Annotated in this window: 21 protein-coding genes, 1 tRNA gene and 1 pseudogene; 9 read left to right on the top strand and 14 right to left on the bottom strand. The window is 46.3% G+C overall.

What is annotated here, in order from left to right; genetic code table 11:
• Positions 1–69: 69 nt before the first annotated feature.
• From Q1B04_RS13450 to Q1B04_RS13435, 4 genes are all read right to left on the bottom strand, one after another.
• Entirely contained in the window at positions 70–1,371 is a 1,302-nt protein-coding gene (locus Q1B04_RS13450; RefSeq protein WP_299759569.1) for a nucleoside transporter C-terminal domain-containing protein, read from the bottom strand.
• A 111-nt stretch (positions 1,372–1,482) separates the two neighbouring features.
• A complete protein-coding gene (locus Q1B04_RS13445; RefSeq protein ID WP_299759567.1) occupies positions 1,483–2,091 on the bottom strand; it encodes a bifunctional nuclease family protein in 609 nt (202 codons plus the stop codon).
• A 19-nt stretch (positions 2,092–2,110) separates the two neighbouring features.
• A complete protein-coding gene (locus Q1B04_RS13440) occupies positions 2,111–3,091 on the bottom strand; it encodes an electron transfer flavoprotein subunit alpha/FixB family protein (protein ID WP_299759565.1) in 981 nt (326 codons plus the stop codon).
• A 2-nt stretch (positions 3,092–3,093) separates the two neighbouring features.
• A complete protein-coding gene (locus Q1B04_RS13435; RefSeq protein WP_299759563.1) occupies positions 3,094–3,834 on the bottom strand; it encodes an electron transfer flavoprotein subunit beta/FixA family protein in 741 nt (246 codons plus the stop codon).
• Between the two features lie 66 nt (positions 3,835–3,900).
• On the opposite strand from Q1B04_RS13435, the gene Q1B04_RS13430 reads away from it, so the two are divergent.
• A complete protein-coding gene (locus Q1B04_RS13430) occupies positions 3,901–4,233 on the top strand; it encodes a tetratricopeptide repeat protein (protein WP_299759561.1) in 333 nt (110 codons plus the stop codon).
• Positions 4,234–4,692: 459 nt separating this feature from the next.
• Here Q1B04_RS13430 and Q1B04_RS13425 read toward each other — a convergent pair whose 3' ends face one another.
• The 3 genes from Q1B04_RS13425 to Q1B04_RS13415 form a co-directional block, all read right to left on the bottom strand.
• Positions 4,693–4,989: an antibiotic biosynthesis monooxygenase gene (locus Q1B04_RS13425; RefSeq protein WP_299759559.1), complete on the bottom strand. Its 297-nt coding sequence runs from the start codon at positions 4,987–4,989 to the stop codon at positions 4,693–4,695.
• Positions 4,990–5,048: 59 nt separating this feature from the next.
• Entirely contained in the window at positions 5,049–7,280 is a 2,232-nt protein-coding gene (locus tag Q1B04_RS13420; protein ID WP_299759557.1) for an ATP-binding protein, read from the bottom strand.
• Between the two features lie 178 nt (positions 7,281–7,458).
• Positions 7,459–10,902: a pyruvate carboxylase gene (locus Q1B04_RS13415; RefSeq protein WP_299759555.1), complete on the bottom strand. Its 3,444-nt coding sequence runs from the start codon at positions 10,900–10,902 to the stop codon at positions 7,459–7,461.
• A gap of 291 nt (positions 10,903–11,193) precedes the next feature.
• Between Q1B04_RS13415 and Q1B04_RS13410 the strand changes: the two genes are divergently transcribed.
• From Q1B04_RS13410 to Q1B04_RS13400, 3 genes are all read left to right on the top strand, one after another.
• Entirely contained in the window at positions 11,194–11,913 is a 720-nt protein-coding gene (locus Q1B04_RS13410) for an SDR family oxidoreductase (RefSeq protein ID WP_299759553.1), read from the top strand.
• 44 nt (positions 11,914–11,957) lie between these two features.
• Positions 11,958–13,259, top strand: coding sequence for a deoxyribodipyrimidine photo-lyase (locus tag Q1B04_RS13405; protein WP_299759551.1), 1,302 nt, complete (start codon positions 11,958–11,960; stop codon positions 13,257–13,259).
• A 190-nt stretch (positions 13,260–13,449) separates the two neighbouring features.
• Positions 13,450–14,511, top strand: a complete 1,062-nt coding sequence (locus Q1B04_RS13400) for a PA0069 family radical SAM protein (protein ID WP_299759770.1) — start codon at positions 13,450–13,452, stop codon at positions 14,509–14,511.
• A 50-nt stretch (positions 14,512–14,561) separates the two neighbouring features.
• Here the strand turns inward: Q1B04_RS13400 and Q1B04_RS13395 are convergent, their stop codons facing one another.
• Positions 14,562–15,449, bottom strand: coding sequence for a manganese catalase family protein (locus Q1B04_RS13395; RefSeq protein ID WP_299759549.1), 888 nt, complete (start codon positions 15,447–15,449; stop codon positions 14,562–14,564).
• Between the two features lie 262 nt (positions 15,450–15,711).
• Between Q1B04_RS13395 and Q1B04_RS13390 the strand changes: the two genes are divergently transcribed.
• The 4 genes from Q1B04_RS13390 to Q1B04_RS13375 all read left to right on the top strand — a co-directional run bounded on the left by Q1B04_RS13390 (position 15,712) and on the right by Q1B04_RS13375 (position 19,074).
• Positions 15,712–16,503: an FRG domain-containing protein gene (locus Q1B04_RS13390; RefSeq protein ID WP_299759547.1), complete on the top strand. Its 792-nt coding sequence runs from the start codon at positions 15,712–15,714 to the stop codon at positions 16,501–16,503.
• Between the two features lie 90 nt (positions 16,504–16,593).
• On the top strand, positions 16,594–17,703 hold the full coding sequence (locus tag Q1B04_RS13385; protein ID WP_299759545.1) for a hypothetical protein: 1,110 nt from the start codon (positions 16,594–16,596) through the stop codon (positions 17,701–17,703).
• A 295-nt stretch (positions 17,704–17,998) separates the two neighbouring features.
• Positions 17,999–18,889 carry a transglutaminase gene (locus tag Q1B04_RS13380; RefSeq protein WP_299759543.1) on the top strand — a complete coding sequence of 297 codons (891 nt, stop codon included), beginning with the start codon at positions 17,999–18,001 and terminating at the stop codon, positions 18,887–18,889.
• Between the two features lie 110 nt (positions 18,890–18,999).
• A tRNA-Glu gene (locus Q1B04_RS13375) sits at positions 19,000–19,074 on the top strand.
• 463 nt (positions 19,075–19,537) lie between these two features.
• On the opposite strand, the gene Q1B04_RS13370 is transcribed toward Q1B04_RS13375, so the two are convergent.
• From Q1B04_RS13370 to Q1B04_RS13345, 6 genes and pseudogenes are all read right to left on the bottom strand, one after another.
• Positions 19,538–20,917: an MBL fold metallo-hydrolase gene (locus tag Q1B04_RS13370; RefSeq protein ID WP_299759541.1), complete on the bottom strand. Its 1,380-nt coding sequence runs from the start codon at positions 20,915–20,917 to the stop codon at positions 19,538–19,540.
• Positions 20,918–21,297: 380 nt separating this feature from the next.
• A complete protein-coding gene (locus Q1B04_RS13365) occupies positions 21,298–21,450 on the bottom strand; it encodes a hypothetical protein (protein ID WP_299759539.1) in 153 nt (50 codons plus the stop codon).
• Positions 21,451–21,507: 57 nt separating this feature from the next.
• Entirely contained in the window at positions 21,508–21,810 is a 303-nt protein-coding gene (locus Q1B04_RS13360; protein ID WP_299759768.1) for a hypothetical protein, read from the bottom strand.
• A gap of 153 nt (positions 21,811–21,963) precedes the next feature.
• Positions 21,964–22,170: pseudogene (locus Q1B04_RS13355) on the bottom strand (cation-transporting P-type ATPase).
• Positions 22,171–22,492: 322 nt separating this feature from the next.
• A complete protein-coding gene (locus Q1B04_RS13350; RefSeq protein ID WP_299759537.1) occupies positions 22,493–23,944 on the bottom strand; it encodes an L-lactate permease in 1,452 nt (483 codons plus the stop codon).
• A 51-nt stretch (positions 23,945–23,995) separates the two neighbouring features.
• Positions 23,996–24,979, bottom strand: coding sequence for a 2-hydroxyacid dehydrogenase (locus tag Q1B04_RS13345; protein ID WP_299759535.1), 984 nt, complete (start codon positions 24,977–24,979; stop codon positions 23,996–23,998).
• Between the two features lie 578 nt (positions 24,980–25,557).
• Here Q1B04_RS13345 and Q1B04_RS13340 point away from each other — a divergent pair.
• Positions 25,558–26,313, top strand: coding sequence for an SDR family oxidoreductase (locus Q1B04_RS13340; RefSeq protein WP_299759533.1), 756 nt, complete (start codon positions 25,558–25,560; stop codon positions 26,311–26,313).
• The last annotated feature ends 53 nt before the right edge of the window (positions 26,314–26,366 follow it).

Genomic DNA, 26,366 nt, shown 5'->3' with positions numbered 1-26,366 from the left:
AAGTATAAAAAAAGGCGTCTCCTGCCGTTTAAGAGCAGGAGACGCCTTTTTTTATACTTGGAAAGCAAGTTAGATGGTATACAGCATACCAGCTATAGTTGCCGTCATCATACAAGCGAGTGATGCACCAAGCAGCGCCAGAAATCCCATCTTAGAAAGGTTTCCTTGCTGGTTAGGAGCCATACTACCGATACCCCCGATCTGAATCGCTATGGAACTGAAATTAGAAAAACCTGCTAGTGCGTAAGTAGACATCACCAGCGCCTTAGGTCCAAGAGATCCCGCTGCTTTCATATTGGCAAGATCAAGGTAGGCCACAAATTCATTTACAGCCGTTTTTTGACCTAACAAGCTACCAACCTGCAGCGTATCCTGCCACGGCACACCCATTATAAAAGCAAATATCCGGAAAACCTGCCCTAGAATATACTGGAAAGAGAAACCGTTGAACTGCCCGTTTGTACTGGCTATTACAAAATCATTCAGGCCTGTTAAGCTGCCTAGCTTTATAAGTATATAGTTTAACAGGGCTATCACTGCTATAAAGGCAAGTAACATACCACCCACGTTTGCAGCAAGTTTCAACCCATCTCCGGCTCCGCGGCTAAGCGCATCAACCAGGTTTACGCCCAGCTGCTCCTCGTTTACCTCTAGTTCGGTGTGAATCTTCTCCGGCTCGGTTTCTGGAACCAGTATTTTTGCCAGAACGATGCCGGCAGGCGCATTCATGATAGATGCTGTAAGCAAGTGTGCCGCAAATATAGCCTGCTGGTTAGGATCATCGCCACCCAGAAAAGCTACATAAGCCGCCAGCACGCCGCCAGCTAGGGTTGCCATACCGCCCGTCATCAAGCACATCAACTCAGACTTAGTCATGCGGGAGATGAACGGGCGAACCAGCAGCGGCGCCTCCGTTTGCCCTAGAAATATGTTGCCTGCCGCCGATAAACTCTCAGCACCAGACATGCGCATGCCTTTAGACATGACCCAAGCTATGCCAAATACAATCTTCTGAAGTACTCCTAAATAATAAAGCCCTGCCGAAACAGTGGAGAAGAAAATGATGGTTGGCAATACCGAGAAGGCGAAGATAAACCCTAACCCTCCGTTATTAGATGGGTTTGCCAAATTGCCGAAGAGAAACTCGGCCCCTGACTGCGAGAAGCTGAGCAGTTTTACAAAAAGCCTACTTACAAAAGCAAAACCATCCGCTACAATAGGCACCTGTGTTACAAGTACACCAAAAAGAATCTGAAGCCCTAGCCCAAAACCTACCAGCCTCCAGTCAATAGCTTTTCTGTTTTTTGAAAAAAGAACAGCTATGCCTACTAATACTAACAGGCCGCCAGCACCCCTAAGAATATCGTACATTTAATGTTGGTTGAAAGACAAAATCGGCCAAAATTAAGCCGATTATCTTATAAAACAAAAAGGTTCGGCACCACAGGGCACCGAACCTTCCGAATTTATACTTTAGGTAAATCAGTTTCGCTTATTCAGCTCATCTCGGATTTTAGCTGCCTTTTCGTAGTCCTCTTTCTCAAGGGCATCGTTCAGCATCTTGTTTAGCTCATCTACAGAGGTTTGGTTCAAAGATTCTTTAGTAGTGCCAGAACTGCTGCTTGCTGATGAGCTGCTTTTCACAGCCATTTCGTCATTTTCCTCTTCCTCCTCATCCAGGTCGCTAAGAATAATTCCTGCCTCTGAAAGTACGCTCTCTACCGTGTAAATCGGCACCCCGAAGCGCAAACCTATCGCGATTGCGTCTGAAGGGCGGGCATCCAGCTCAAATTCTTTAGAGCCGTTTGTGCACACAATTTTAGAGTAAAAAACACCTTCTTTCAGGTCAGAGATCATGATCTCTGTTACGCGTACATCCATTTCCTCGGCAAAAGACTTAAATAAGTCGTGCGTGAGGGGGCGGTTAGGGTTTATCTTTTCAATCTGAATGGCAATAGACTGTGCCTCAAACATCCCGATGATGATGGGCAGCCTTCTGTTTCCTTCTCTCTCACCCAGCACCAGGGCAAACGACCCTGTTTGTGACTGGCTAGAGGAAAGGCCGAGTATCTCTAACTGAATTTTATCCACAGTATCTTTCTTCTAAAGTCTATTTGTCTAAAGCTTTGGCAGCCTCAATTAATTTCGGAACAATCTCAAATGCATCTCCAACAATGCCATAATCAGCGGCTTTGAAGAACGGCGCTTCAGGATCCTTATTAATAACGACAATCACTTTAGAAGAGTTAACCCCGGCCAGGTGCTGGATAGCGCCTGAAATACCAATGGCAATGTACAGGTTAGGGCTAACCGTGATACCTGTCTGGCCAACGTGCTCGTGGTGAGGTCTCCAGTCCATGTCGGATACCGGCTTAGAGCAGGCAGTGGCGGCTCCAAGAGCCTTTGCCAGGTCCTCCACTAAATGCCAGTTTTCCGGGCCTTTAAGGCCTCGGCCACCAGAAACTACTACCTCCGCCTCCGGCAACAGCACACCGCCATCGGTATCCTGCATCACGGTTTCTTTAGGTGCGGCAGCAAAGTCGGCATCTGTCAGTTCAGCTGAAAGGTTCTCTACAGTGGCCGTGTTGCCTGTATTGTGTGCAGCCTCGTAAGAGTTCTTCTTAACAACGATGATTTTCACATCAGAGGTAAGCGCTACATCAGCAAAGGCTTTACCTGAGAACACACCGCGTGTAACCGTGAAAGAACCTCCATCGGTTTTAGGCAGCGATGTTACGTTAGTTGCCAAAGAGCCATTGAGGCGAACGGCTAACTTAGCTCCTACAGCGGCTCCAATGTTGGAGTTAGAGAACACCAGTACTTTGGCGCTTTCCTGCTGCGCGGCTTTCGCGATTACTTTTACATAAGCATCGGCCACAAACTGCGTCAGGCGGTCGTCCGCATCATACAGTACTTTGCTGATGCCCTGCTCCCCTAACCTGGCAAGTGCGTCTTCGTGCACCTCGCCGATAGCTACGGCTGTGGCTGTAGTGCCTAGTTGCTGCGCAACCTGGCCGCCATAAGATGCTGCCTCCAGCGAGGACTTTTTGATCTCTCCGTTAAGACCTTCTACAAATACTAATACAGACATAGTTATAGTACTTTAGCTTCGTTTCTCAATAATGTGATTAGTTCTCCAGCGTTCTCAGGGTCAATCATCTTCACCCCGCCTTTTTTCTCAGGCTTGCTGTAGTTTACGTATTCGGCTTTAGCCTCAGCGCCTGTTGGCTCCTTCACGGCCAAAGGCTTGGTACGGGCCGTCATGATGCCGCGCATGTTCGGGATACGTGGCTCAGACATAGGCTGCTGTGCGCTGGCCACAAATGGCAGCTTCACCTCCACTACTTCCTTACCTCCCTCAATCTCGCGCTCTAGGCGGGCTGTGGTGTCGTCTACCATATCCAGCTTAAAAGCTGGCACTACAGACGGTATACCCAGCAGTTCGCCTACCATGCCATGTACCTGCGAGCCGTTGTAGTCAATCGACTCTTTGCCCATCAGGATCATATCATAGCTGTTTTCTTTGGCAACCGCTGCGATTTGCTGCGCCACAAAGAAGGCATCTACAGGCTTGGCGTTCACTCTGATAGCATCGTCTGCTCCAATAGCCAGCGCCTTGCGGATATTAGGCTCGGCATCTGCCTCTCCTACGTTTAATACTGTTACGGTACCGCCTTTGGCCTCTTTCAGCTCAATGGCTCTTGTCAGTGCGTACTCATCCCACGGGTTGATGACGAACTGTACACCGTTTTTGTCAAATTCCTTGTTATCAGCCGTAAAGTTTATCTTGGATGTAGTATCCGGTACGTTACTGATGCAAACTAATATTTTCATGGTTAGAAATGTTAGCTTTTTAAATTTAGATTTGTGCGAAGTTAATTAAAATATAGCCAATTCGAAATGAACGAAAGCAGATTAGAGCAGCTCTTCAAATTTCTGGAGGACGACCCGAACGACGCATTTACACTATACGCCATCGCGACAGAATATCGTAAAGAACACCCGAAAAAAGCGCAGGAATATTACGAAAAACTGCTGGCCGAACATGAAAACTACGTTGGCACCTACTATCACGCTGCCAAACTATACGAAGAGCTGGGCCAAAATGATGTTGCAGAGCAAACTTATAAGAAAGGAATGCGCATTAGCCGCCAGGAAGGCAACCTTCACGCTTTCTCAGAGCTGCAACAGGCTTACAACAAAATGATGGGCCTGGATTACGAGGATGATTAGCCAGCTGCCAATCTCCTTTAACCGCTTGCTTCAAAAATAGTATGCATGCAGCATATTTACAAGTATACTTCATACTTGCTGCTACGGTTGCGGATTAATTCTTTAACAGCGGGCTTCTACTTTGGTTTTGGAGGAGCAGATATTTGTGCCGGAACGCTTCTCAAGTAAAAGTTATAACCGCTTTAAGTGACAAGTATGCGGCGCGTAAAAAGTTAGTTTGCGGATTATATACCAATCAAAAGCCTCAGGCTCTTCCACTTAACAAAAGGGCCTAGGGCTTTTAACTAGATTCAAGTTTAACCTTCTGATTGACTGAAATTTATACGTAAACCACCATATTACTTATTCTTTATGAACAGAAGCATTTATTCACTTTTAGGTAGGTAGTTAGCACGAGCTGCAAGCTCGCGCCAGCAGAGGAACTGCACTAAGTATAAGTTGTTGCTATACTTTATGCCTTTACTCCCCTACCAGCTCAAAATACCGAACTTTGGTTTTACCGGGCACCAGCTGCAAGCCTTTCGGAATGCCACCATGCGATTCCTTCATGTGGTTCTTGTACCATACTTTATAGCTTTCCTCATCCTCCCAATAAGTCAACAACCATATCTCATTCAGGTTATCCTGGGGCACCATTACATTCATTTTAATAAAGCCGGGGGCATTGTCCACTAAATGCGGCCGGTTAATAAAAGCCTCTCTTACCTCTGGCGCCATGTCGTTGGCAATGGTAAACGTACTGGATGCTATAAACATAAATTTTATTGTAAGTTAATTGAGGATGATTTCAGAACCCCTCTTGAATAAATTAAAGATTACAGGCACACCGTAAAAGTTGAACCCAAGCCGGGTGAACTTTCTACCTTGATGCTGCCACCAAGCGCCTCAGCCTGCACTTTGGTTAAGTATAAACCTAAGCCTTTAGCGTCTTTATTATTGTGAAACGTGTTGTAGAGGCTAAACATTTTATGGCCATACTTTTTCAAATCCAAACCCACGCCATTGTCAGTTACTGAGAAGCAGGCAGCCCCCTTTTCCTCCCAGGATTTGATCGTTATATGAGGCTGCCTTTCCGGTGAGCGGTACTTCAGCGAATTGGAAATAAGGTTGTGCGCTATACTTTCCAAGTATACTTTGGGCGCCTGCAGTTTCTGCACCTGCAGGTCAATATCCACTTTGGCGCCAGTTTCAAGTATAACCGCTTGCAGGTTCTGCAGTTCCTTCTCCACAATTCCTGTCAAACATACTTCCTCGTAAAGTAGCTGCTGCTTTAACTCGCTTTCAAGTATGGTGTTCAGGTCAACAAGGGTTGCCCCCATGTTTCTGATCACGTTATGCATCATGTGCATTACTTCGTGCGCAGTTTCCAGGTCCGGGCTTGCGGCAAACAGGTCACCCAATCCCTCCATGTTGCTTAACGGAGACCGCAGGTTATGGGCAATAATATGGGTGAAGTCTTCTAAGCGGCGATTCTTCGCCTCCAAAATTTCGGCGGTATGGCGCAGCTTGGTATTCAGCTTCTGTAAGTTATCCTTCTGGTTTTTAAGCACAACGGCTATCAGATCTTTTACCAGCTTCTGCGCAATGTCAATCTCGCTATACGACCAGGGCTGTGATTTTTCTTTTACCACCTGCACCCATTTGGCAAAAGATTTTCGGGGATGCATGTAGGTAGCACTTTCCTGGATATGTTTTTCTGGTTTGCCAGCCCAGATACGGGTTTCGGAAATTTCAGGCTTAAAGTATAAAAGGTACTCTTTATTAAACTTGGATATTTCGAGTGCCAGTAAACCACTGGCATACTTCTTTAATTCCGCAGCACCCGTATAAACTGTTGATAGCTGCCTGGTATGAAGCAAGCCGTTCGATACATGATCAGATAGCCAGCCAGCAAGGTCTTTTAAAGCTTTTTCATCTGGCGCATCGCCAGCGGTGTAGTATTGGCCATCAAGCAGCAGCGCGACGCCCGTTGCTTCTGTAAGCCCCAGCAGGTACTGCTTATGCTCTATCAAGCCATCCTGAAAACTATTACTGCTTAACATTTTAGCCAGCAGCTCATCTTTTTTAAGCCTGTACTCCTCCATTTGCTGCAAATCCCTCTGCTCTTCGTGCGCTAGCACCACATTGGCAAAAACCTGCGCAATGTTCAGGCAAAGCTGGCGCTTCCAGTGATTCATGAAAGCAGGCGATTTATGCTGGCAGGATATAATGCCCCAAAGTTTGCCCTCTACAATAATGGATACTGAGAGTGTGGCCTGCACCCCACCCATATTCTGAAGATACTCCAGGTGTATTTCGGATGGGTTCCGTAACTCAGACCGGATAATATTGGAAGGTACTCCGGTTGCCGGGTTTAGGTAGGGTTTTATGTTTACTGCAGTTGCCGCTACGTTAACAATATGTCGAATTGGCTTCTGGAGGAGCAGGTCGCGGGCCTGCGCCGGGATATCCGAAGCTGGAAAATGGTGGTGCAGGTAGGAATGAAGTCCCGGCTTTACTTCTTCGGCAATTACTTCTCCGTTCCAGTCTTCATCAAACTTGTAAAGCATTACGTGGTCATAGGCAGTAATCTCCTGCACAAACTGCACCGTGTGCTGAGACAGTTTTACCAGAGTCGCATTGCGGTTCATCTTGTTAAGGTACTTGCTGTACGTTTCAAGCAGTTCAAAAAGCAACTGGTCTTGCCGTGGCCGCTCGTAAGGCTCGCACTCCAGCACCAAGCTTCCTTCACACATATGCAGATGGCCGAAATACATAGTACCCTGCAGCTGAATCAGCTTTGTGCTCGTCTCCCCCTCCAGTTGCCGCAGTTGCTCTTCCAGCTTTCCATACTCGTCAGAGGTTGTAAGTGATGCAAGTGTCTTACCGATAACATCTGTCAGGTTAGCCTTTAAAAAAGCCCCGATATTCTCACTCGCCTGTTCTACCTTCAGGGTTTGGCTGTTGAGAATAAACAGAAAGCCATGGGGTTGTATCCGTCCGATTATATGAATAGGTTCTTTATCACAGTCGGAGAGATCAACTTTATAGTTTTGGTAATTTTGCATAGAATTTACTGGCACTACTGACGAGGCTGTAATTTACTTATTTAGATTTGAATAAGGGCAACGTGCTTTTATAAGTCTTACTATTTGTTGCTGCTGCGCCTGTTTAAACCTGAGCAGCAAGTATAAAAGAAGGCCAGCTCCTCCTAAAGGAGCTGGCCTTAAAAGTATGTTTCTCCTGCTAAACCAGGGTCAGTACCAGATCATCGGTATTTACCAGCTCGCCCTCAGGCAAGGTTATGCTGGCAACTTCAGCATCGGCCGAAGCAGTGATGGTTGTTTCCATTTTCATGGCTTCTATAATAAAGAGCGGCGTGTTCTTCTTTACCTTCTGCTCTTTCTCCACCAAAATTTTAGACAACATGCCCTGCAGCGGCGCCCCAATCTGTTTCGGGTTGTTTTTATCCGCTTTCTGATGCTCTACACGCTCCACCTTCACCGAGCGGTCGCGCACATCAATGTTGCGGCTCTGCCCATTTAGCTTAAAGAACACCGTACGCATGCCGTCTTCGTTTACATGGCCCATCGACTGGTACTTGATCACGATAGACTTGCCGCGCGCGATATCTATAATAGACTCCTCGCCAGGCTGCAGCCCGTAGAAAAACAGGCGCGTCGGTATTTTAGAGACATCACCATACTGCTCCAAGTGCTTGTGGTACGCCTCGTATACTTTCGGGTAAAGCTGGTAAGACAGAAAATCCGTGAACTTGGCCTCTTTGCCGAACTTCTCCTGAAACTCCGCAAACTCCTTCTCAAAATCAACCGGCTCCAGGTGTTCGTTTGGCCGGTCTGTAAAGGGTTTTTCTTCTTTTAGGATGATGTCCTGTAGCTTTTTCGGAAAACCGCCTACAGGCTGCCCCAGCTCACCTTTAAAAAACGACTGCACCGACTCCGGAAAAGATATCTGCTCGCCTCGGTCCAGCACATCAATGGTGGTAAGACCGTTAGATACCAGGTACAGCGCCATGTCGCCAACTACTTTAGAGCTTGGCGTTACCTTCACCACATCACCAAAGAGTTGGTTTACTTCGGCATAAGTCTCTTTTATCTCTTCCCATTTGGCTCCAAGGCCGAGCGCGTTGGCCTGCGGACGCAGGTTAGAGTACTGCCCACCCGGAATCTCGTGGCGGTATACTTCGGCTGTTCCCGCTTTCAACCCAGACTCAAACGGATAATAATACTCGCGTACTGTTTCCCAGTAGTTGGAGTGCTGGTTCAGGCTCTTCTGATCAAACTCGCGGTGGCGCTCCTGAAAACGCATCACCTCCACCATAGCGTTGAAATTCGGCTGCGAGGTAAGCCCCGACATAGAACCCAATGCCACGTCTACCACGTCTACGCCTGCTTCTATCGCCTTCAGGTACGTTGCCGACTGAACGGAAGAAGTATCGTGCGTATGCAGATGAATCGGGAGTTTGACTGTGTCGCGCAGGGCCGTAACAAGCTCAGCGGCAGCGTAAGGCTTCAGCAGGCCTGCCATATCTTTTACCGCCAGAATGTGTGCTCCGGCATCTTCCAGTTGCTTGGCCAGCTGCAGGTAATACTCCAGGTTATACTTTGTTTTCTTCGGGTTCAGGATGTCGCCGGTGTAACAGATGGTGCCCTCAGCCAACCCTTTAGTACGCTTGCGCACAAAGTTGATGCAGGGCTCTATACTTTTCATCCAGTTCAGCGAGTCGAATATGCGGAAAATATCCACTCCCGTTTCCCAGGATTTCTCAACAAAAGACTCTATCAGGTTATCTGGATACGCTTTATACCCTACTCCGTTGGAGCCCCGGATAAGCATCTGCAACAGTATGTTTGGCACCGATTTCCGGATCTGCGCCAGCCTGTCCCAAGGGTCTTCATGCAGAAAGCGCAGGCAAACATCAAATGTGGCGCCGCCCCATACTTCCATGCTAAAAGTCTGCGGGTGATCTTTGGCGTAGGCCTCCGCAATTTTCAGCATATCAAAAGAGCGCATGCGCGTAGCCAGCAAAGATTGGTGCGCATCCCGGAAGGTGGTATCGGTATAATGTATTTGCGGGTCGTTGCGTAGCCATTTCGAGAACTCATCCGGTCCCAGTTCAGTCAGCAGATCTTTTGTGCCTTTTTCGTAAGGCTTCTGCAGGTTGAAACCGTGCAAATCCGGCTTGCGCAGCACTCTTTCCGGCTCCACCTTTTTCACGTCAGGGTTGCCGTTCACGATCACATCCGAAAGGTAAGTCAGCATCTTGGTTGCCCTGTCCTTGCGCTGCTTAAACACAAACAGTTCCGGGTAGCTCTTCACGAAATCAACGGTGGAATCGCCGGAGATAAACTGCGGATGGTTGATGATGTTTTGCAGGAATTGAATGTTATGTTTCACGCCCCTGATGCGGAACTCGTCCAAGGTACGCGCCATTTTGGTGGCAGCCAGGGCAAGCGTAGGCGCATGCGTAGATACCTTAACCAGAAGCGAATCGAAGAAAGGGCTGATCTTAGCACCTGTGTACACACTGCCCTGGTCCAGGCGGATACCAAAACCGCCGGCACTGCGATAGGCTATAATAGTACCATAATCCGGCTTAAAGTCGTTTTCAGGATCTTCGGTGGTGATACGGCACTGAATAGCTACCCCGTTGGCTCTTATGCTGTGCTGCGGCCCCAGCAGCACCTCCTCGTCATCCAGCCTGTAGCCATCCGCAATGTAAATTTGTGTTTTGATAAGGTCGATGCCGGTGATCATCTCCGTTACCGTGTGCTCCACCTGAATGCGCGGATTCACCTCAATAAAGAAGATGTTTTTAGTGTGCGGCTCCACCAGAAACTCTACTGTGCCCACATTGTTGTAGTTTACAGCCTTGCAAATACGGATAGCGTAGTCGTAAAGCTTCTGGCGCATTTCTTCGTCCAGGCTGATGGCGGGCGCAACCTCCACCACTTTCTGAAAACGGCGCTGCACCGAGCAATCCCGCTCAAAAAGATGCGTGATGTTGCCATAGGTATCAGCTACGATCTGCACTTCGATGTGCTTGGGGTTCTCTACATACTTCTCCAGGAAAACCGTGTCGTCGCCAAATGCTTTGAGCGCTTCGTTTTTCGCCTCAAAAAAGCCCTTCTCCAGCTGCTCATCGTCCCGGATCACGCGCATGCCTCTGCCGCCGCCACCTGCCGCAGCCTTCAGCATGAGCGGGTAGCCAATGCGGTGCGCCTCTTCCAGGGCCGTTTCAAACGTGTCCAGGTCAGGCTCGTTGCTTTGGATAATCGGCACCTCGCAGCTGATAGCTACTTTCTTGGCTGCAATTTTATCGCCGAGCGAGGCCATCACCTCTGGTTTCGGACCGATGAAAATAATGCCGTTATCAGCGCACCGCTGAGAAAAATGCTGATTTTCGGATAAGAAGCCATAGCCCGGATGAATAGCATCCACGTTGTTTTCCTTAGCAATTTTGATGATGCCGTCGATGTCCAGGTAAGGCTGAAGCGGCTGGTTGTCTTTCCCGATCTGATAAGCCTCGTCTGCTTTGTAGCGGTGCAGCGAATAGCGGTCTTCGTAGGTATAGATTGCCACCGTTTCGATGTTCATTTCGGTACAGGCGCGCAGTACCCGAATCGCAATCTCGCCACGGTTGGCCACAAGCACTTTTTTAATTTTCATAGAAGGTGAGATGTAAAAAGTTGATCATTTATACTTGCTAGTGCAGGCTGCTTTAAACTGCAGTCTATGGTTCTCAAGATAATGCTTTTAGGATTAAGAACTATTATATATGGAAGGTTAAATATTGAGCTATAGATCCTGATAATACATGTTTTTCCTTCAGAAGGTTATATAGCACGCAGACCGGTTTTAAGCTGTTTTTTTGTACTTACTGCTTATCTGCTGCAAACAAAGCAAGTGTGCGGAGGTTAAAGTTAAAATCAGAAGACATACTTCCTAAAAAACGCTGCCATGCCATTTAAAGACAAAAACATACTTATTATAGGAGGAACCTCCGGAATAGGATTACAAACAGCCAAATCGCTGCAGGAAAAAGGCGCAAATGTTATCACGGCCTCACGCAAGCAATCTTCAGAAGCGGAGGCTTTGAGTTTACAGCACCTGCCGCTTGATGTTATGCAGTTTGACGACTCTATTTTAAAAGAACTGCCGAACGAGCTGCACGGGCTGGTGTATTGCCCTGGCAGCATCAAACTAAAGCCTTTCGAGCGCCTGCAGGTAGAGGATTTCAGAACCGACCTTGAGTTAAACGTGCTTGGCGCGGTGCAGGTCCTGAAGGCAGTGATGCCGCTGCTCAAGAAAGCGGATGGAGCCAGTGTGGTGCTTTTCAGCACGGTGGCGGCGCAGCTTGGCATGCCTTTTCATACTTCTATAGCCACTGCAAAAGCAGCTGTACAAGGTTTAACAGTGGCACTTGCCGCAGAGTATGCCAACGCTCAAATCAGGTTTAACGCCGTTGCTCCGTCCCTTACCGATACGCCCCTTGCCCAGAGCCTGCTCAGCACACCCGAAAAAGCTGAGGCGTCAGCTAAAAGGCACCCGCTGGGCAGAGTAGGCCAGCCACAAGACATGGCCAGCGCCGCGCTTTTTCTCCTTAGCCAGGATTCCAGCTGGATGACAGGGCAGGTTCTGCACATAGACGGCGGCATGAGCTCCGTAAAACTACTCTAATTTCAGCCTGATTTATACTTCCCATAACGCTTCAGCCTTTACAGATGCTCCTTTTTTGGTTCCGCCGCGACCTTCGCCTGCACGATAACGCCGGATTTTACCATGCCCTTGCCTCCGGCAAGCCCGTGCTGCCGCTCTTCATTTTCGATTGTCTTATACTAGACCAGTTAGAAGATAGAAAAGATGCCCGCGTCACTTTTATACATGACAGCATTACCGAGATGCACCGCAGGTTGGAAGAGCAAGGCAGCACATTGCTTGTAAAGTATGGAAAGCCGCTTGATGTCATCAAAACGCTGCTGCAGCAGTACCCGGTGGAAGGCATTTACACCAACCACGATTACGAACCTTACGCCCATGAGCGGGACACGGAAATAGAAAATTTGCTACATGAGCACGGCCTGAAGTATAAATCTTATAAAGACCAGGTGATATTTGAGCGCAGCGAGCTGATGACCAAAAGCGGCACGCCTTATAAAGTATACACGCCCTACAAAAACGCCTGGAAAAAAGCCTTTGAAGAAAGTATGGCATCACCTTATCCCACAGAAAAACACTTTGATCAGCTTTACGAACATCCCAAAACCCAGGTGCCGCCGCTGGAGAAAATAGGTTTTCAACGGTCTGATATACCCACACTCAAACCAGATCTTACCCCTAAGACATTGAAGGTTTACGACGAAACTCGCAACATACCTGCCCTTGATGCCACTTCCCGCCTCAGCCCGCACCTGCGCTTTGGCACTGTTAGTGTGCGGGAGGCGGTGCAGGTTGCTTTGAAGTATAACGATACATGGCTGCAGGAGCTTATCTGGCGTGAGTTTTTCATGCAACTGCTCCATCATTTTCCGGAATCGGCACAGGAGAGTTTCTCTCCAAAGTTCAGGCACATCAGGTGGCGCAACAACGAAGAGGACTTTGCGAAATGGTGCGAAGGCAAAACAGGCTTCCCGCTGATAGATGCAGGTATGCGCCAGCTCAACGCTACAGGTTTCATGCATAACCGGGTGCGAATGGTAGTGGCAAGCTTCCTGGTAAAAGACCTGCTGATTGACTGGCGCTGGGGCGATGCATACTTTGCCGAAAAGCTGCTGGACTATGAGATGGCAAGCAATGTTGGCAACTGGCAGTGGGCAGCAGGAACCGGCGCAGACGCACAACCATACTTCCGCGTTTTCAACCCAGATAACCAGATCAAAAAATTCGACAAGCAGAACGAATACATTAAGCGTTGGGTACCTGAGTTCGGCACACCTGCTTATCCAAAACCGATGCTAGACCACAACATGGCCCGAGACAGAGCATTAACAGCTTACAAAAAATCGATAGCAGAAGCAGCAGGCTAAAACCATACTTGTATAGTATGAAAAACAGTTTTTTTGCCAACTCACCTGTTTAAAACACATTGTTACGAAAGGGTTTTAGCTCACCTGTTTTAAGTATTACCTATAAAAGGTCCGTCACCTCCAATTTACTCAACACACAACTAATATCATTAGTATATCCAATATAATTAGTAAATATTTGTAAGGTATGATGAAGGCTGATGATTTTTTAAAAGGACGAGGTGCACAGTTTAACCCTGCCAATCCTTACCTGAAACAGGAATACGTTCAAGACCACTTAGAGGGGTTGGACGAGCCAATGGTCAGCAACTCTAAAACGGAGTTTCTGAAGGAGCATCCTAAAAAAGTGGTAAACAAAGTGGATAGTCCGGATCTCGGTCTTGGCTACTCTTTAAACCCATACCAGGGCTGTGAGCACGGCTGCGTTTATTGCTATGCCCGCAACACACACCAGTATTGGGGCTACGGCGCCGGCCTAGATTTTGAGCGCAAGATCATCATTAAAGAAAACGCTGCTCAAACGCTTGCCAAGCAGTTGGAAAGCCCAAACTGGCAGGTGATGCCTATCATGTTGGCCGGAAACACAGATTGCTATCAGCCTATAGAAGCAAAGAAAAAACTGACTAGGACTGTGCTGGAAGTTCTGCTGCAGTACCGCCACCCCGTTAGCATTATCACCAAAAACGCGCTTATCCTCCGCGACCTTGACCTGCTGGAGGAGTTGAACAAGTATGATTTAGTGCATGTGAGCATCAGCATTACGACCTTAGATGAAGAACTGCGACAGAAACTAGAGCCTCGCACCGCCTCTGCTGCCAAAAGGCTGGCGTTGGTAAAAAAGCTGAGTGAGGCAGGCATACCCGTTAATGTGATGACGGCTCCCATCATACCCGGCCTGAACGATTCTGAAATACCGGCCTTGATCCAAGCTGCCGCAGCGGCAGGCGCCAGCAGTGCGGCTTATACTTTGGTGCGGCTGAACGGAAGTATCGGCCCGATTTTCGAAGATTGGATAAAAGAAGCGTTTCCGGACCGAGCTCAAAAGGTGCTGAACCAGATTGCAGACTGCCACGGAGGTCAACTTAACGACAGTCGCTTTGGTGTGCGCATGCACGGCGAGGGACAGTTTGCAGCGCTAATCGCCAATCTATTCAGAATGAGCAAACAGAAGTATATGGCCGGAAGAAGTATGAAACCTTACAACTACACCCATTTCTGCCAACGCAAGGGCAAACAGCTGGGCCTTTTTTAACAAAAAAAGGGGAAGTTTACACCTCCCCTATTCAACCGTTTGCCAAGCTCTTAGGTAAGCTTATCCTTCACTTTATTTAAGACACCGCCCTCACTGCCTGTCATCTGTTCTTTCTGCGCATGTCCGCGTGGGTCAGGTGGGGCAAGCTGCGGCATACCTCCCAGTGGCATAGCAGGTGAAACTTTAAATTCTCCCTTGCCATCTATGGACTGGCCGTTGCCCCAACGGGCGCTTCTCATTTTCTCACCGGATCCCTCATCATCGTTAATCTTAGTTGATACGAAGGCATAGTTAAATTCCTGGTTCTCTTCCGACTGCGGGAACGAGTTTGGAATTGGGTGTACACCGTTCAGCCCTCCTAGCTCTTCCAGCACGGCCAGCCACTGGTTTTGGTGCATGGTATCGCGGGCGATCAGGAACGACAGTAAATCTTTCATGCCTGGGTCATCGGTGGCTTCCCAAAGGCGCGTAGCCAGCACACGGCCAGTCGATTCGGCCATTACATTGGCGTACATATCAGCTGCCAGGTTGCCGCTGCCCACTACCCACGAGCCGTTAAACGGAACTCCGTTGCTATCCACGGCCATGGCTGCCATTCCCGACGAAAGTACGTGTCTCGGATTCATGCCGCCCATCACCGCGCCTATCACCTTGTCTTTTGCCATCTCCTCCTGCAGCGATAGCGGTGCACCTTCCAGGTTAAGAGCAACTGCTGTAGCCAGCATTTCGATATGCGCCATTTCTTCCGTACCCGTTTCCATCAGCATGTCGCGGTATTTCTGAGGCCCTCTCGATCCCCAAGCCTGGAAAAGGTACTGCAGGCAAACCCTGATCTCACCCTCTACACCACCTATGGCTTGCTGTAACATATTTGCAAAAGCAGGGTTTGGCTTCTCAACCCTTACTTTATACTGAAGTTTACTATCATGATAAAACATAAGTTTGTTTTGATATATTGTTAAACATAGTTCAGTCTTACGCTCTGAGTATATTCATGTTATAAATAATATTATACTTTATAAATTTAAAATGAAGTATATTAATATATAGGATTTCAAAAAAATGTACACCAAGTTCATATAAGTAAAACGGTTTTATTGAAGTATATTTAGATCGCATGTAGCTCCTGAAACCATTGAGCAAGGGTGTAGTATATGTGGATCGAGCACCTACGTTTTGTCAGAACTTTAAATTGATTGTGTGGAAACAGGACAGGATATTATAGTTAAAAGTTGGGCTGAGCTTCAGGACGCCCTTTTCAACAACAGTTGGGATGACAAGATTAGCCGTTTCCGTTCCTCTTATGTCTACCGGGGCACCTGGAGCAAATCCTTTGACCTTGGCACAAGTATCATGCGCATCGGCCCGAAGTATGAAGAACTGGAGCCGCACTTGCTGCGCAACTTTCGGAAGTACGCATTCAATAACTCCACCCCCGGAGACTCTATCTGGAACTGGCTTGCCGTAGCGCAGCATCACGGTCTGCCGACCCGCCTGCTCGATTGGACTTATTCGCCATATGTGGCGCTGCACTTTGCCACTGCCGATTTAGATCAGTATGACCAGGATGCCTGTGTTTGGTGTATGAACTATGTTAAGTCGAGCGAGTACCTGCCCTCCACTCTGCGCCATACTTTGCAGGAGGAGGGCTCTAATGTTTTTACCCCAGAAATGCTGGAGCCTGTTGCGCCATCCTTCAAAGCCCTTAAAAGTTTTCAGGATGAGGATTACGTCATATTTCTGGAGCCACCTTCGCTGGATGCCCGTATTGTGCACCAATACGCGCTCTTCTCCATGATGTCTGATGTAAAAGCGGAACTGAGCAAGTGGCTCCTCCAGCACCCTGATCTGTATTTCCGTGTCATTATCCCCAAAGAGTTGAAATGGGAAGTCCGTGATAAGCTGGATCAGGCAAATATTACGGAGCGTGTACTGCTACCTGGTTTGTCCGGTTTAAGCCAATGGTTGAAGCGCCACTACACCCACTCCTGATATTTTATCCTTAATTTAGGGCATAGGATAAGTATAAGTGCTGGAAAATGTATAAATTAATGGTCTCTTATACTTTTAAAACACGAGTTGATGAATCTGTGCCGAATGATGCGTTTATACCCTTTCTCACGCCTAACCAAAACAATAACACCCATTACACCTAACAATAACCGCTCTTTAGTTCGTTATACTTCCGGTGTAGCCATATTTTGCGCTTTACTCCTGAACACAGCGTGTAACCAGGAGCAGGATGCCAATGCCGCCGCGCTGTCTGCAGCCCCACCCGATAAAACAGCCACCACTGCACAAGACAGGTCAGCCGCTGTTACTGCAGTGGCAACCACTGAAACAGCAGCTGCCGCACCTGTTATAGAAGAAAGCGTTGAATGGAATTACCCGGGCCCAAAGCCTTTGCCAGGTGCCGTGCTTCCGGGTAAAAGGATCGTCGCTTATTATGGCAATTTGCTGTCCAAACGCATGGGCATACTTGGAGAACTGCCGCCCGAGCAAATGCTGGCAAAGCTGGATGAGGAAGTGGCAAACTGGACAAAAGCAGACTCGCTCACCCCTGTGCAACCTGCTTTGCATGCCATTGTTGTTACTGCCCAAGGCCACCCCAGCGCAGGGGGAAAATATAGGCTGCGGATGACGCATAAGATGATAGATGATGTGCTGGAGCTTGCTAAACAGAGAGATGCCATTGTATTTCTGGATGTGCAGGTTGGCCACAGCACCCTGCAGGAAGAGCTGCCGCAGCTGGAGAAATATCTGAAACTACCACATGTCCATTTAGGCATAGATGCGGAATTCTCAATGAAAAACGGCAAAGTTCCGGGTCGAAGCATCGGAACCTTTGATGCGGAAGACATAAACTACGCCACCAGCTACATGGCCGGCTTGGTAAGAGAGCACCAACTGCCCCCTAAATTGCTCATTGTCCACCGCTTTACACAGGGCATGATCACAAACTCTGACAAGATAGAACTAAGGCCTGAGGCACAGGTCGTTATGCACATGGACGGATGGGGCTCTCCTGCCTTGAAAAAGGACACTTACCGACGTTATATTCAGAACGAACCGGTACAGTTTACAGGATTTAAAGTTTTCTATAAAAACGACCATCGGAAAAGCCCGCGCCTCATGACGCCGGAGGAAATCATAGCGCTCACTCCTACTCCTCTGTACATTCAGTATCAGTAGTATAGATGCGGGTTTTACAACGCTGATTGAAGTTGAGAACATTCATACTTAGAGCATCAATTAGCTTATAATTTGATGACTCAACATGCATAATCAACTATAAAGCAACGCGTTAAATATCATATCAACCTATATTCAAACAGTCTGAATATCGGCTGAGAAAAAAAACCAAAAAATTAGGCTTTAGATGGAGTAAAAAGGCCTGGAATTTGCGTTAGATCAATAGAGAGTATAAAGTTTTACCAATATTACCCGACTCTCTTCCGACGCTCCAAACCTTCTAAACAGGATAAACATGACGCACTACCTACGCCAAAACATTATGAACTTTATAGTGCGGTTCATCCAGATCATTATTGTCTTCCCGATGGCCGTATTGCTGAGCTTCTACATAGAACCTCTCGGCAGCATGAACTATGAACTGCACTTTTTGCTGTGCCTAATGGCCGCTGCCGCTACCTCAGTTATTGTTACAAAGTATAGCCGTAAACTAATTGTACTGATGTTTATAGGTATACTTGGCATGTTTGCTTTCAACAGCACTTTTAAGGCGCAGACGTTTGAAGGCATGTATGATGACTACAATGCTATGCTTGTAAACATGACAAGCAACCCGCACAAAGTATCCTATTTTAAACCGGTGCGAGGCACTTATTTCCAGAACCAGCGGGTTAAAAGTGCTATGCAGCCTACGCACCCTAAAGTACGAGCCTTCGCAGTAGAAAACTCGACTCGCTATTTTCATGATGAGTATTACCGTAAGTTTGGTAAAGTGACACGGTATTTTTCATTGTTCAAGCACATCCGCCAGAGTTGGAGGTATGTCAATGATCCGCTTGGAATGGATTACTATTCCCCACCCACTGAAAGTATGCAGCTCCTAGCCGGCGACTGCGACGACTATTCTATATTGATGGCATCGTCTATTATGGCAATTGGCGGTGAGGCTAGAGTAGTTATTTCTCCAAGCCACATGTATACAGAAGTGAAGCTTGGACACGTGGATGACCTCGAAAAAATCAGTTATGCAGTAAGAACGCTGTTCCCTGATGAGGTAGCCGGAGGTAAAATCCACTTCCACGAAACAGGCGATGATCTTTGGATTAACTTCGATTATACAGCAGAGCACCCAGGCGGCCCTTTCCTGGAGCCGGAGCTTTACAGTGTTATTTCTTTTGAGAGATAAAATTATTTGTTTGTAAATCAGCAGCTTTCACACTTTGTGCACTTTTTTATTGCCAAGGCTATTGCAGTTAAAAAAACACCCGCTATATTTGCACCACAATCAGACAGAACGGCCCGTTCGTCTAGGGGTTAGGACGCCAGATTTTCATTCTGGTAACAGGGGTTCGATTCCCCTACGGGCTACCAGGAGGGAAAAGTGATTATTGTGATCGCTTTTCCCTTTCATTTTTAGGCTCAAAACCCTTGTACTTGGCTGGAAAAGGCAAAAATCCATTTACCCTTGCGGTACGATAACGCTGACTTGCACTTTTCCAGATTCTACTCGATTTCCAGTAGCTCTATCTTAAGCTCCGAACTGAACCTGACAAAGAGATATTTCTCGCTTTCCCAAAAGCTTAACGTTTTACAAGGGTATTCAGCCTCTTTTTTGAGCTCAGCATGTTGGGTCTGCAATCGATTTTCTTTTCCTGTTTTTTCTGAAGACTATTCTAGTATAGTAATGGTGCGGGTCGAGACTATTGAAGATGATATAATAATATTTTTTCAAGTAAAATTTAAAAGTAACAGAAACATCAATCTCCTTTGATCATCTAAAAAATAAAGGTAAGAGCAGTCATAAGATTTAATAAGTACAATGTCGTATAACTGATTACTCCAGTTTATAGGTTCTTCCTTGTTCTGCTACAGTTACTGGCCATTTAAAGGTATCAGTTATTTTAAGTCTAAGTGCTTCCATGGCCTGTGGTTCCCCGTGATTTAGAAAAACTTGTTTCGGTGATCTATCAAAATTACTCAACCACCAAAGTAGATCTGCCTGATCGCCATGCGCAGACAGTGACCCTATTTGCCGAACTTCTGCTTTTACCTGATAATATTTGCCACGAATTTTAATTTCATCAGCACCACTGCACAACAGGCTGCCTCTTGTACCGGGTGCTTGAAAACCAACCAGTAATACAGTATTCTCTTTTGCACCCAATAGGTTTTCTAAGTGGTACAGCACACGGCCACCCGTAACCATACCACTGCCGGCAATAATGATCTTAGGCCCATGTTTATCAAGTATACGCTGTGAATATTCCATTTTCCGAACGATATGAATATTCCGCATCATTAAAGATGAATCGCCTGGGGTTAAACTGTGCCAATCACGGTGATGCAGGTAAAGGTCGCTTACGTTTATACCCATAGGGGTATCTAGATACACAGGGACAGACGGAATTGTTCTATCGCTACGAAGTGTGTTAAGTATAATCAAAAGCTCTTGCGTTCGCTCTACAGCAAAGCTCGGGATGACCAGTACTCCACCTTTCTGGTACGTATGATTTACAACCTCTGCCACTTCTTGATAAGGTGAAGCTTTACTATGCAGCCTGTCGCCGTATGTAGACTCTAATACAACATAATCAGCATCTTTTACAATTGCTGGAGGCTCCATGAGCAAAGGTCGCCTTCTGCCAATATCCCCGGAAAAGACCAATTTGATATGCTTGCATTTCAGCTCGATAATAGCTGATCCAAGAATATGCCCGCTTTTACGAAAGCAGAATTCAAAATCATTATTTAATCTAACCCAGATCCTGTCTTTCTGGGTTTTAAAAAGAGCCATTGTAAGATCAACGTCATTCTTGTCATAAAGTGGTTTGGCAGGATCATGTTTTGAATAACCTCCTTCATTTGCTAACATGGCTTCCTCTTCTTGTATCTGGGCACTGTCCCGCAGTATAACTTCGGTTATATCCCGGGTGGGGGGAGTGGCATAGATTGGACCTTTGAAACCATTCCGGACAAGCACTGGAAGATACCCGCAATGATCCAGATGGCCGTGGGTCAGAATTATGGCATCTATTTGATTAACCTCTAAAGGCAGTGTCTCCCAGTTCTGTTGTCGTAATTGCTTCAGCCCTTGAAACAAACCACAATCTATTAATACCTGATGCTTATTAGTCTTAATTAAAATCTTTGAGCCGGTTACAGTTCCTGCACCACCTAAAAACTGCATACGAACGTCTGTTAAATCATCAGTCATAGTGGTAATTAGAATAATTATTAAGTAAAACCAGGTACAAATGGGTTCATTTGTCTTTCATCGAACATGAGTATGCAGTCTTGTTTTGTAACGGACTCTTTATGTAGAAGGGCAAATACTAACGTAGTTTGTTATGCGTAAAAAAAAGAGGCAAGTTACACAACTAAACCTTTTCGCTGATATTACTGAGACTCTATTACTGGGTAGATTGGTTGCCTCTAATGCTTGTTTTGTAGGAGAGATCTTCGAAGTTTAGTCAAATTATCAAACACCCCTCTACCCTCTTCCACTGCTCCTTCAATGGATGAGAAATTGTCGTTTGTGAGTAACATATCGGCCGCTTCCTTAGCTACATCGGTGCCTGTAATTCCCATTGCTATTCAGATGTTTGCCTGCTTCAGTGCAAGACCATTGTTTACGCCGGCACCGGTCATGGCTACAATCTTACCCTTTGCCTGCAACATTCTTACCAGCCACAGTTTCTGGTCAGGCGCCACTCTGGCAAACACGATAGCTGCTAATACCAGAATCACCCAGAGCAGCAAATGGCTGAACTTTTTGATCTTTTTAGTAAGCGGTGTCTACAGTACTTAGGCGACAGCTATGGACTTTTGTATTTTACCAACCTCCGTATTATCGCCGGTTCCTATTACAGTCCCTCTGCTCTGGCCGTATGTACCTAGCGTGGAGCTAAACCCGAGGCAGAACTGGTCTCCTATCATTACGTCTTCCGGTACAGGTTTAGTGTTCTTCACCTCCGCTACAGACTCTTCGGTTGATGCCGACTCGTCTACTCTTATATATCTTAGCTGTACCAGGCGCAGGTCAACCGGAACCTTATCACCTGATTGCACTAATACGATATCGCCGGGCACCAGTTCACTGGCATCAATGTTCGTTTTTTCCCATCTCTGACAACCAACGCGTGCAGGGCCATACTTTTTAACAGTGCATCGATAGCCCTTAATGCTTTAGACCACTGTAGGAAACCTATCAAAGCATAATGAAAACAACGGCAAATATTACAAGGGCATCAAGATACTCCCCTAGAAAATGGTGATAACTGTTGCCGCTAACAGAAGATAGATAAGTGGCTGATGAAACTGCAGCAGAAACCGGACAAAGGCATATTGTTGTTATCTGGGAGTTAGCACATTACGCCCATACTTTTTTAGTCTTTCTGCAGCTTCTGCACTGCTTAAACCTTCTTCTACGTACACACTCAAAATCTCCTTTACTTCATCAGCGCGCAGGCTATGTCAGTTCTTATCCGTTATTTTTTGCATGTGCTCAGTGTTAATAGGTTAGCTACCTTAATCAGTAACTGCTGTAGAGTTTACTGCCTATCAATTTAGTACGATGTACAGCCTAAAAGATATTATAAATAATGCCCATAGATAAGCTTGTCTGTTAAGGGAAAAAATGAGTCTGGTTAAAATCGATTCTGAATGAGTACATGTTATGAGCTTCGCTACTTTTTACAGGACATAAGGCAATTGCTTGGCTTATGCTATTTGACAATACTCATGAATTGCGGTAAAATGAACCATATAGTAACAGTTTACAATTTACTGTTTACAAAGCCAGTAAGGCCATACCCAGCATACCTGCCAGCAGCGCTGCTACCGTGGCAGGCACAAGGTTATTTGAAAGTATCGCTTTATAGTTTTTAATATCAGCCACTGAGGCAGCGGCAATAATATTGAACATGCAAACAGCATTACCCAACGAAGCACCCACCAGCTGCAGTGCCAGTATTGTGTTGGAATCCAGGTTTAGGGATTGGGCGGCTTCATGCTGCGTTGCGCCAAAGACCAGATTTGATATAGTAGTACTACCCGTAATAAATGCACCCAACACCCCTATCAAAGGCGAAAATAGAGGGTAAGCCTGACCAAGCGAACCCAGCAATGCTGCAATATTACGCACCATAGATGGCTGTTCAACACCAGAGAAGATCATGAGCTGCGCAATGGCTACAGAAGGGAAAAGCACAACGAATACATTCAACATTTTACCAAGCGGCTCACTTAGGTAGAGAGAGGTGGTTTTTTTAAAGTAGGCTACGCCAAGCCCTACAACTACAAAAGGGATGAACGGTGATTGTAACGGCTTAATACCTCCACCGATGCCTGAACCGAACATATTTTCAAAGCTTAGTTCCAGGTCAATCCATTCTTTCAGGGGCCAGAAGAGCTTAGGCAACAGGAGCAAAACGGCCAGTACCGCATAAGGCAGCCATGGCCAAAAGTTAATAGTAGGACTATCTTTTTGCCGCAGGTATAAGACAGAAAGCCCCAGCATGGCAAGCGCAGAGAAGACAGTGGCAAGTTCAGGAGCCAGCCAGGCTATGGCGCAAAACGGGACCATAATAAAAGCATACAGTACCACAACCTGCTTTTTGTATGTTATCGGCGCGTGCTGCCTGTCTACCATTCTGAACACAAACCAAAGCACCAGTAGTCCAGTTATACTTAAAAGTAAAGCAGCCGTAATTCCAATAGCTTGTACCTCGGTGGCTGAAAGCCCCAGAGGCAACTGCAGCCCGATAAGTATAGGCGTACCCACTGCACCGAACAAGGCAAACAACCCATTCAGCAGCAGCACCACCGACACCGATAAAACAGCATTAAAACCCAGCGCAATAAGTATAAGCGGCACTATGGCCCCGGGTGTGCCGAAACCTGCCACTCCCTCAAAGAAAGCTGTAAGGCCCAGGGCTAGCACGAAAAAGCGAAGCTCTTTAGAGGGGTGTAATTTATCTAAGGAGCTTATCAGCTGCTCAACCATACCCGTATGGAACATTATGCTGTAAAGGAAAACAGCACCGAGCACGATGAGCAAAATATTGACAGTAGTTAAGAATGCCACACCCATTGCACCCATGTAATGCGCTGCACCGGCCCCCCAGTAAAAAAACAGAACAGAAGTAACAGCCCAACTTGCCAGTACAGCAGGCTTTACCCCCCGGGTTAAGGAAACAACTATAAGTAAAAGTATAGGCAGCAGCGAGAGCAGGTAAATCATATGGCCAGCTTATCGGATTATAACAACTATGCTTCAGGCAGCTAAAACCCGCTAAGGCAGCAACTTATTTACCAGGTCTTTTCCTTGTTCTAAGTCTGTTATATTCTGCAAAGTTATCTGGACTATACTTTCGAGGGCATTTGTAGTAAAAAAAGCCTGATGGCCGGTTATTAATACATTGTTGAAAGACAGCAGGCGCATAAAAATATCATCCTGTATCACTTTGTTCGATAAGTCTTCAAAAAACATGTCTCCTTCCTCCTCGTAAACATCCAGTCCCAGATAACTTATCTTTTCGGTTTTCAGCCCTTTTATAACGGCCACAGTATCTATGATGGCACCACGGCTGGTATTGATCAGCATTACTCCATTCTTCATTTTAGAGATGGATACTTCATTTATCAAATGGTGAGTCAGAGGGCAGTGCAGCGAAATAATGTCTGATTGCGCATACAGGTTATCAAGATCTGTAAAATCAATACCTATCTCCTCTGCTTCCGCGCTCTTTTTGATGTCGTATCCCAGTACTTTACAACCGAAACCTTTGAGAATTTGGGCTGTAACCAGGCCTATCTTACCTAAACCTATCAATCCAACAGTTCTGCCATGCAGATCGAAACCCATAAGACCATTGAGCGCAAAATTCCCTTCCCTGACACGGTTATAAGCTCGATGGGTCTTTCGGTTTAATGTAAGTATGAGTGCCAATGTGTGTTCAGCCACTGCATATAGAGAGTAAGCAGGCACACGCGCCACTTTGATACCTGTTTGTACTGCAGCATCAAGATCTACATTATTATAGCCGGCACAGCGTAAAGCTACCATTTTCACACCTGCATCAGCCATAATTTGTAACACCTTCGCATTAACAGTATCATTTACGAAAACGCAAACTGCAACATGCCCTTTTACAAGTACAGTTGTACTTTCGTTTAGCGGCACTTCCAAAAACTTGAGGTGATGCCTATGCTGCTTATTAGCTTCTTTAAAGAAATGGGCATCGTATGGTTTAGAACTGAAGAATACAACATTCATACGTTGGAGTTTGAGAATAGTAAGTGCCTAAAACACGAAGGGTAGTACAGGATAAATCCATACCAATGCCACCTGTTACTGATATATTGTACCTATACCATATAATGCCAATACGGTTATTATAACAAGCGTTTCCATGTTATAGAACTCGCTTAAAAAATCATTTGCCGCCAAACTTTATTTTCAGCACAACTAACAAGCTATACCTGCATCACAAAAGAAGAAGCAAAGTCCTAACTAAACATGCTGCTCATTTGCTGACTTTCTTTAAAGTTTAGTGCTTGTTGATAAAGAAGGTTGCGAAAATTTGATAGATCGTTCTTGTAATACATAGTTTATCTAGATCATACTTCAAAAAGCACAGTATCTGACGTAACAAATTAATCCTGTTTGTTTTACAGTCAAATTTGCATACCCTTCGTATTGTTAAACATATAATTATTAGAAAAAATCCAACAAAGACTGTTGCTTGACAGCAAAGTATAGCCTACCCCTCACCCTGTCTGTTTATAAGTAAAGCAGTTACTGTTTTAATCAGACATAACAGTAAAGGAGATAACAACCTAAAATTTCAAACTATGGAAAAGCAGTTTCAGGATAAAGTAGCCATTATAACCGGGGCAAGCTTTGGAATTGGCAAGGCTACAGCAATATTGTTTGCAAAGCGCGGTGCTAAAGTAGCCGTAGTGGATTGGAAAGAAGACGATGAGACAGTAAACAGTATCAAGTCTGCTGGCGGGGAAGCTATCTTCATCAAATGCGATGTTTCCAAGGACAGCGAGGTGAGGGCAATGGTAGAACAAACCATAAGCACTTATGGCAGGCTTGATTATGCTTTTAACAATGCCGGCATAGAAGGCGAATCTGCTCCTACACACGAGGTAACAGAAGAGAATTTCGACAGGGTAATCGGCATAAATGTGAAAGGCGTTTGGCAATGCATGAAGCACCAGATACCGCACATGCTGCAACAGGGAAAAGGCGCTATCGTTAACTGCTCCTCCATTGCAGGGGTTATCGGGTTTCCGGGTATACCTATCTATACCGCCTCAAAACACGCAGTTATCGGTATCACAAAAGCTGCGGCCCTGGAGTATGCACAGCAAGGGATACGGGTAAATGCTATTTGCCCGGGAGCTATCCAGACAGCCATGATCGACAGGTTTATAGATAAAAACAAGCTCACAAAAGAAGCTATGGTAAGCGGAGAGCCGATAGGCCGGTTTGGGGAGCCGGAAGAAATTGCCGAGGCAGCCATCTGGCTTTGCTCCGACGCCTCCTCGTTTACCACAGGGCATGCCCTATTGGTTGATGGCGGCTGGGTAGCGCAATAAAATAACAACTAAACCTTCTTGATTTTGTGCCTCAAACTCCGGAACTTGATTAT

Source organism: uncultured Pontibacter sp., assembly GCF_947495565.1.
GTDB lineage: Bacteria > Bacteroidota > Bacteroidia > Cytophagales > Hymenobacteraceae > Pontibacter.
The sequence above is the reverse complement of the archived record's forward strand: the minus strand, read 5'-3'. Positions and strand labels throughout refer to the sequence as shown.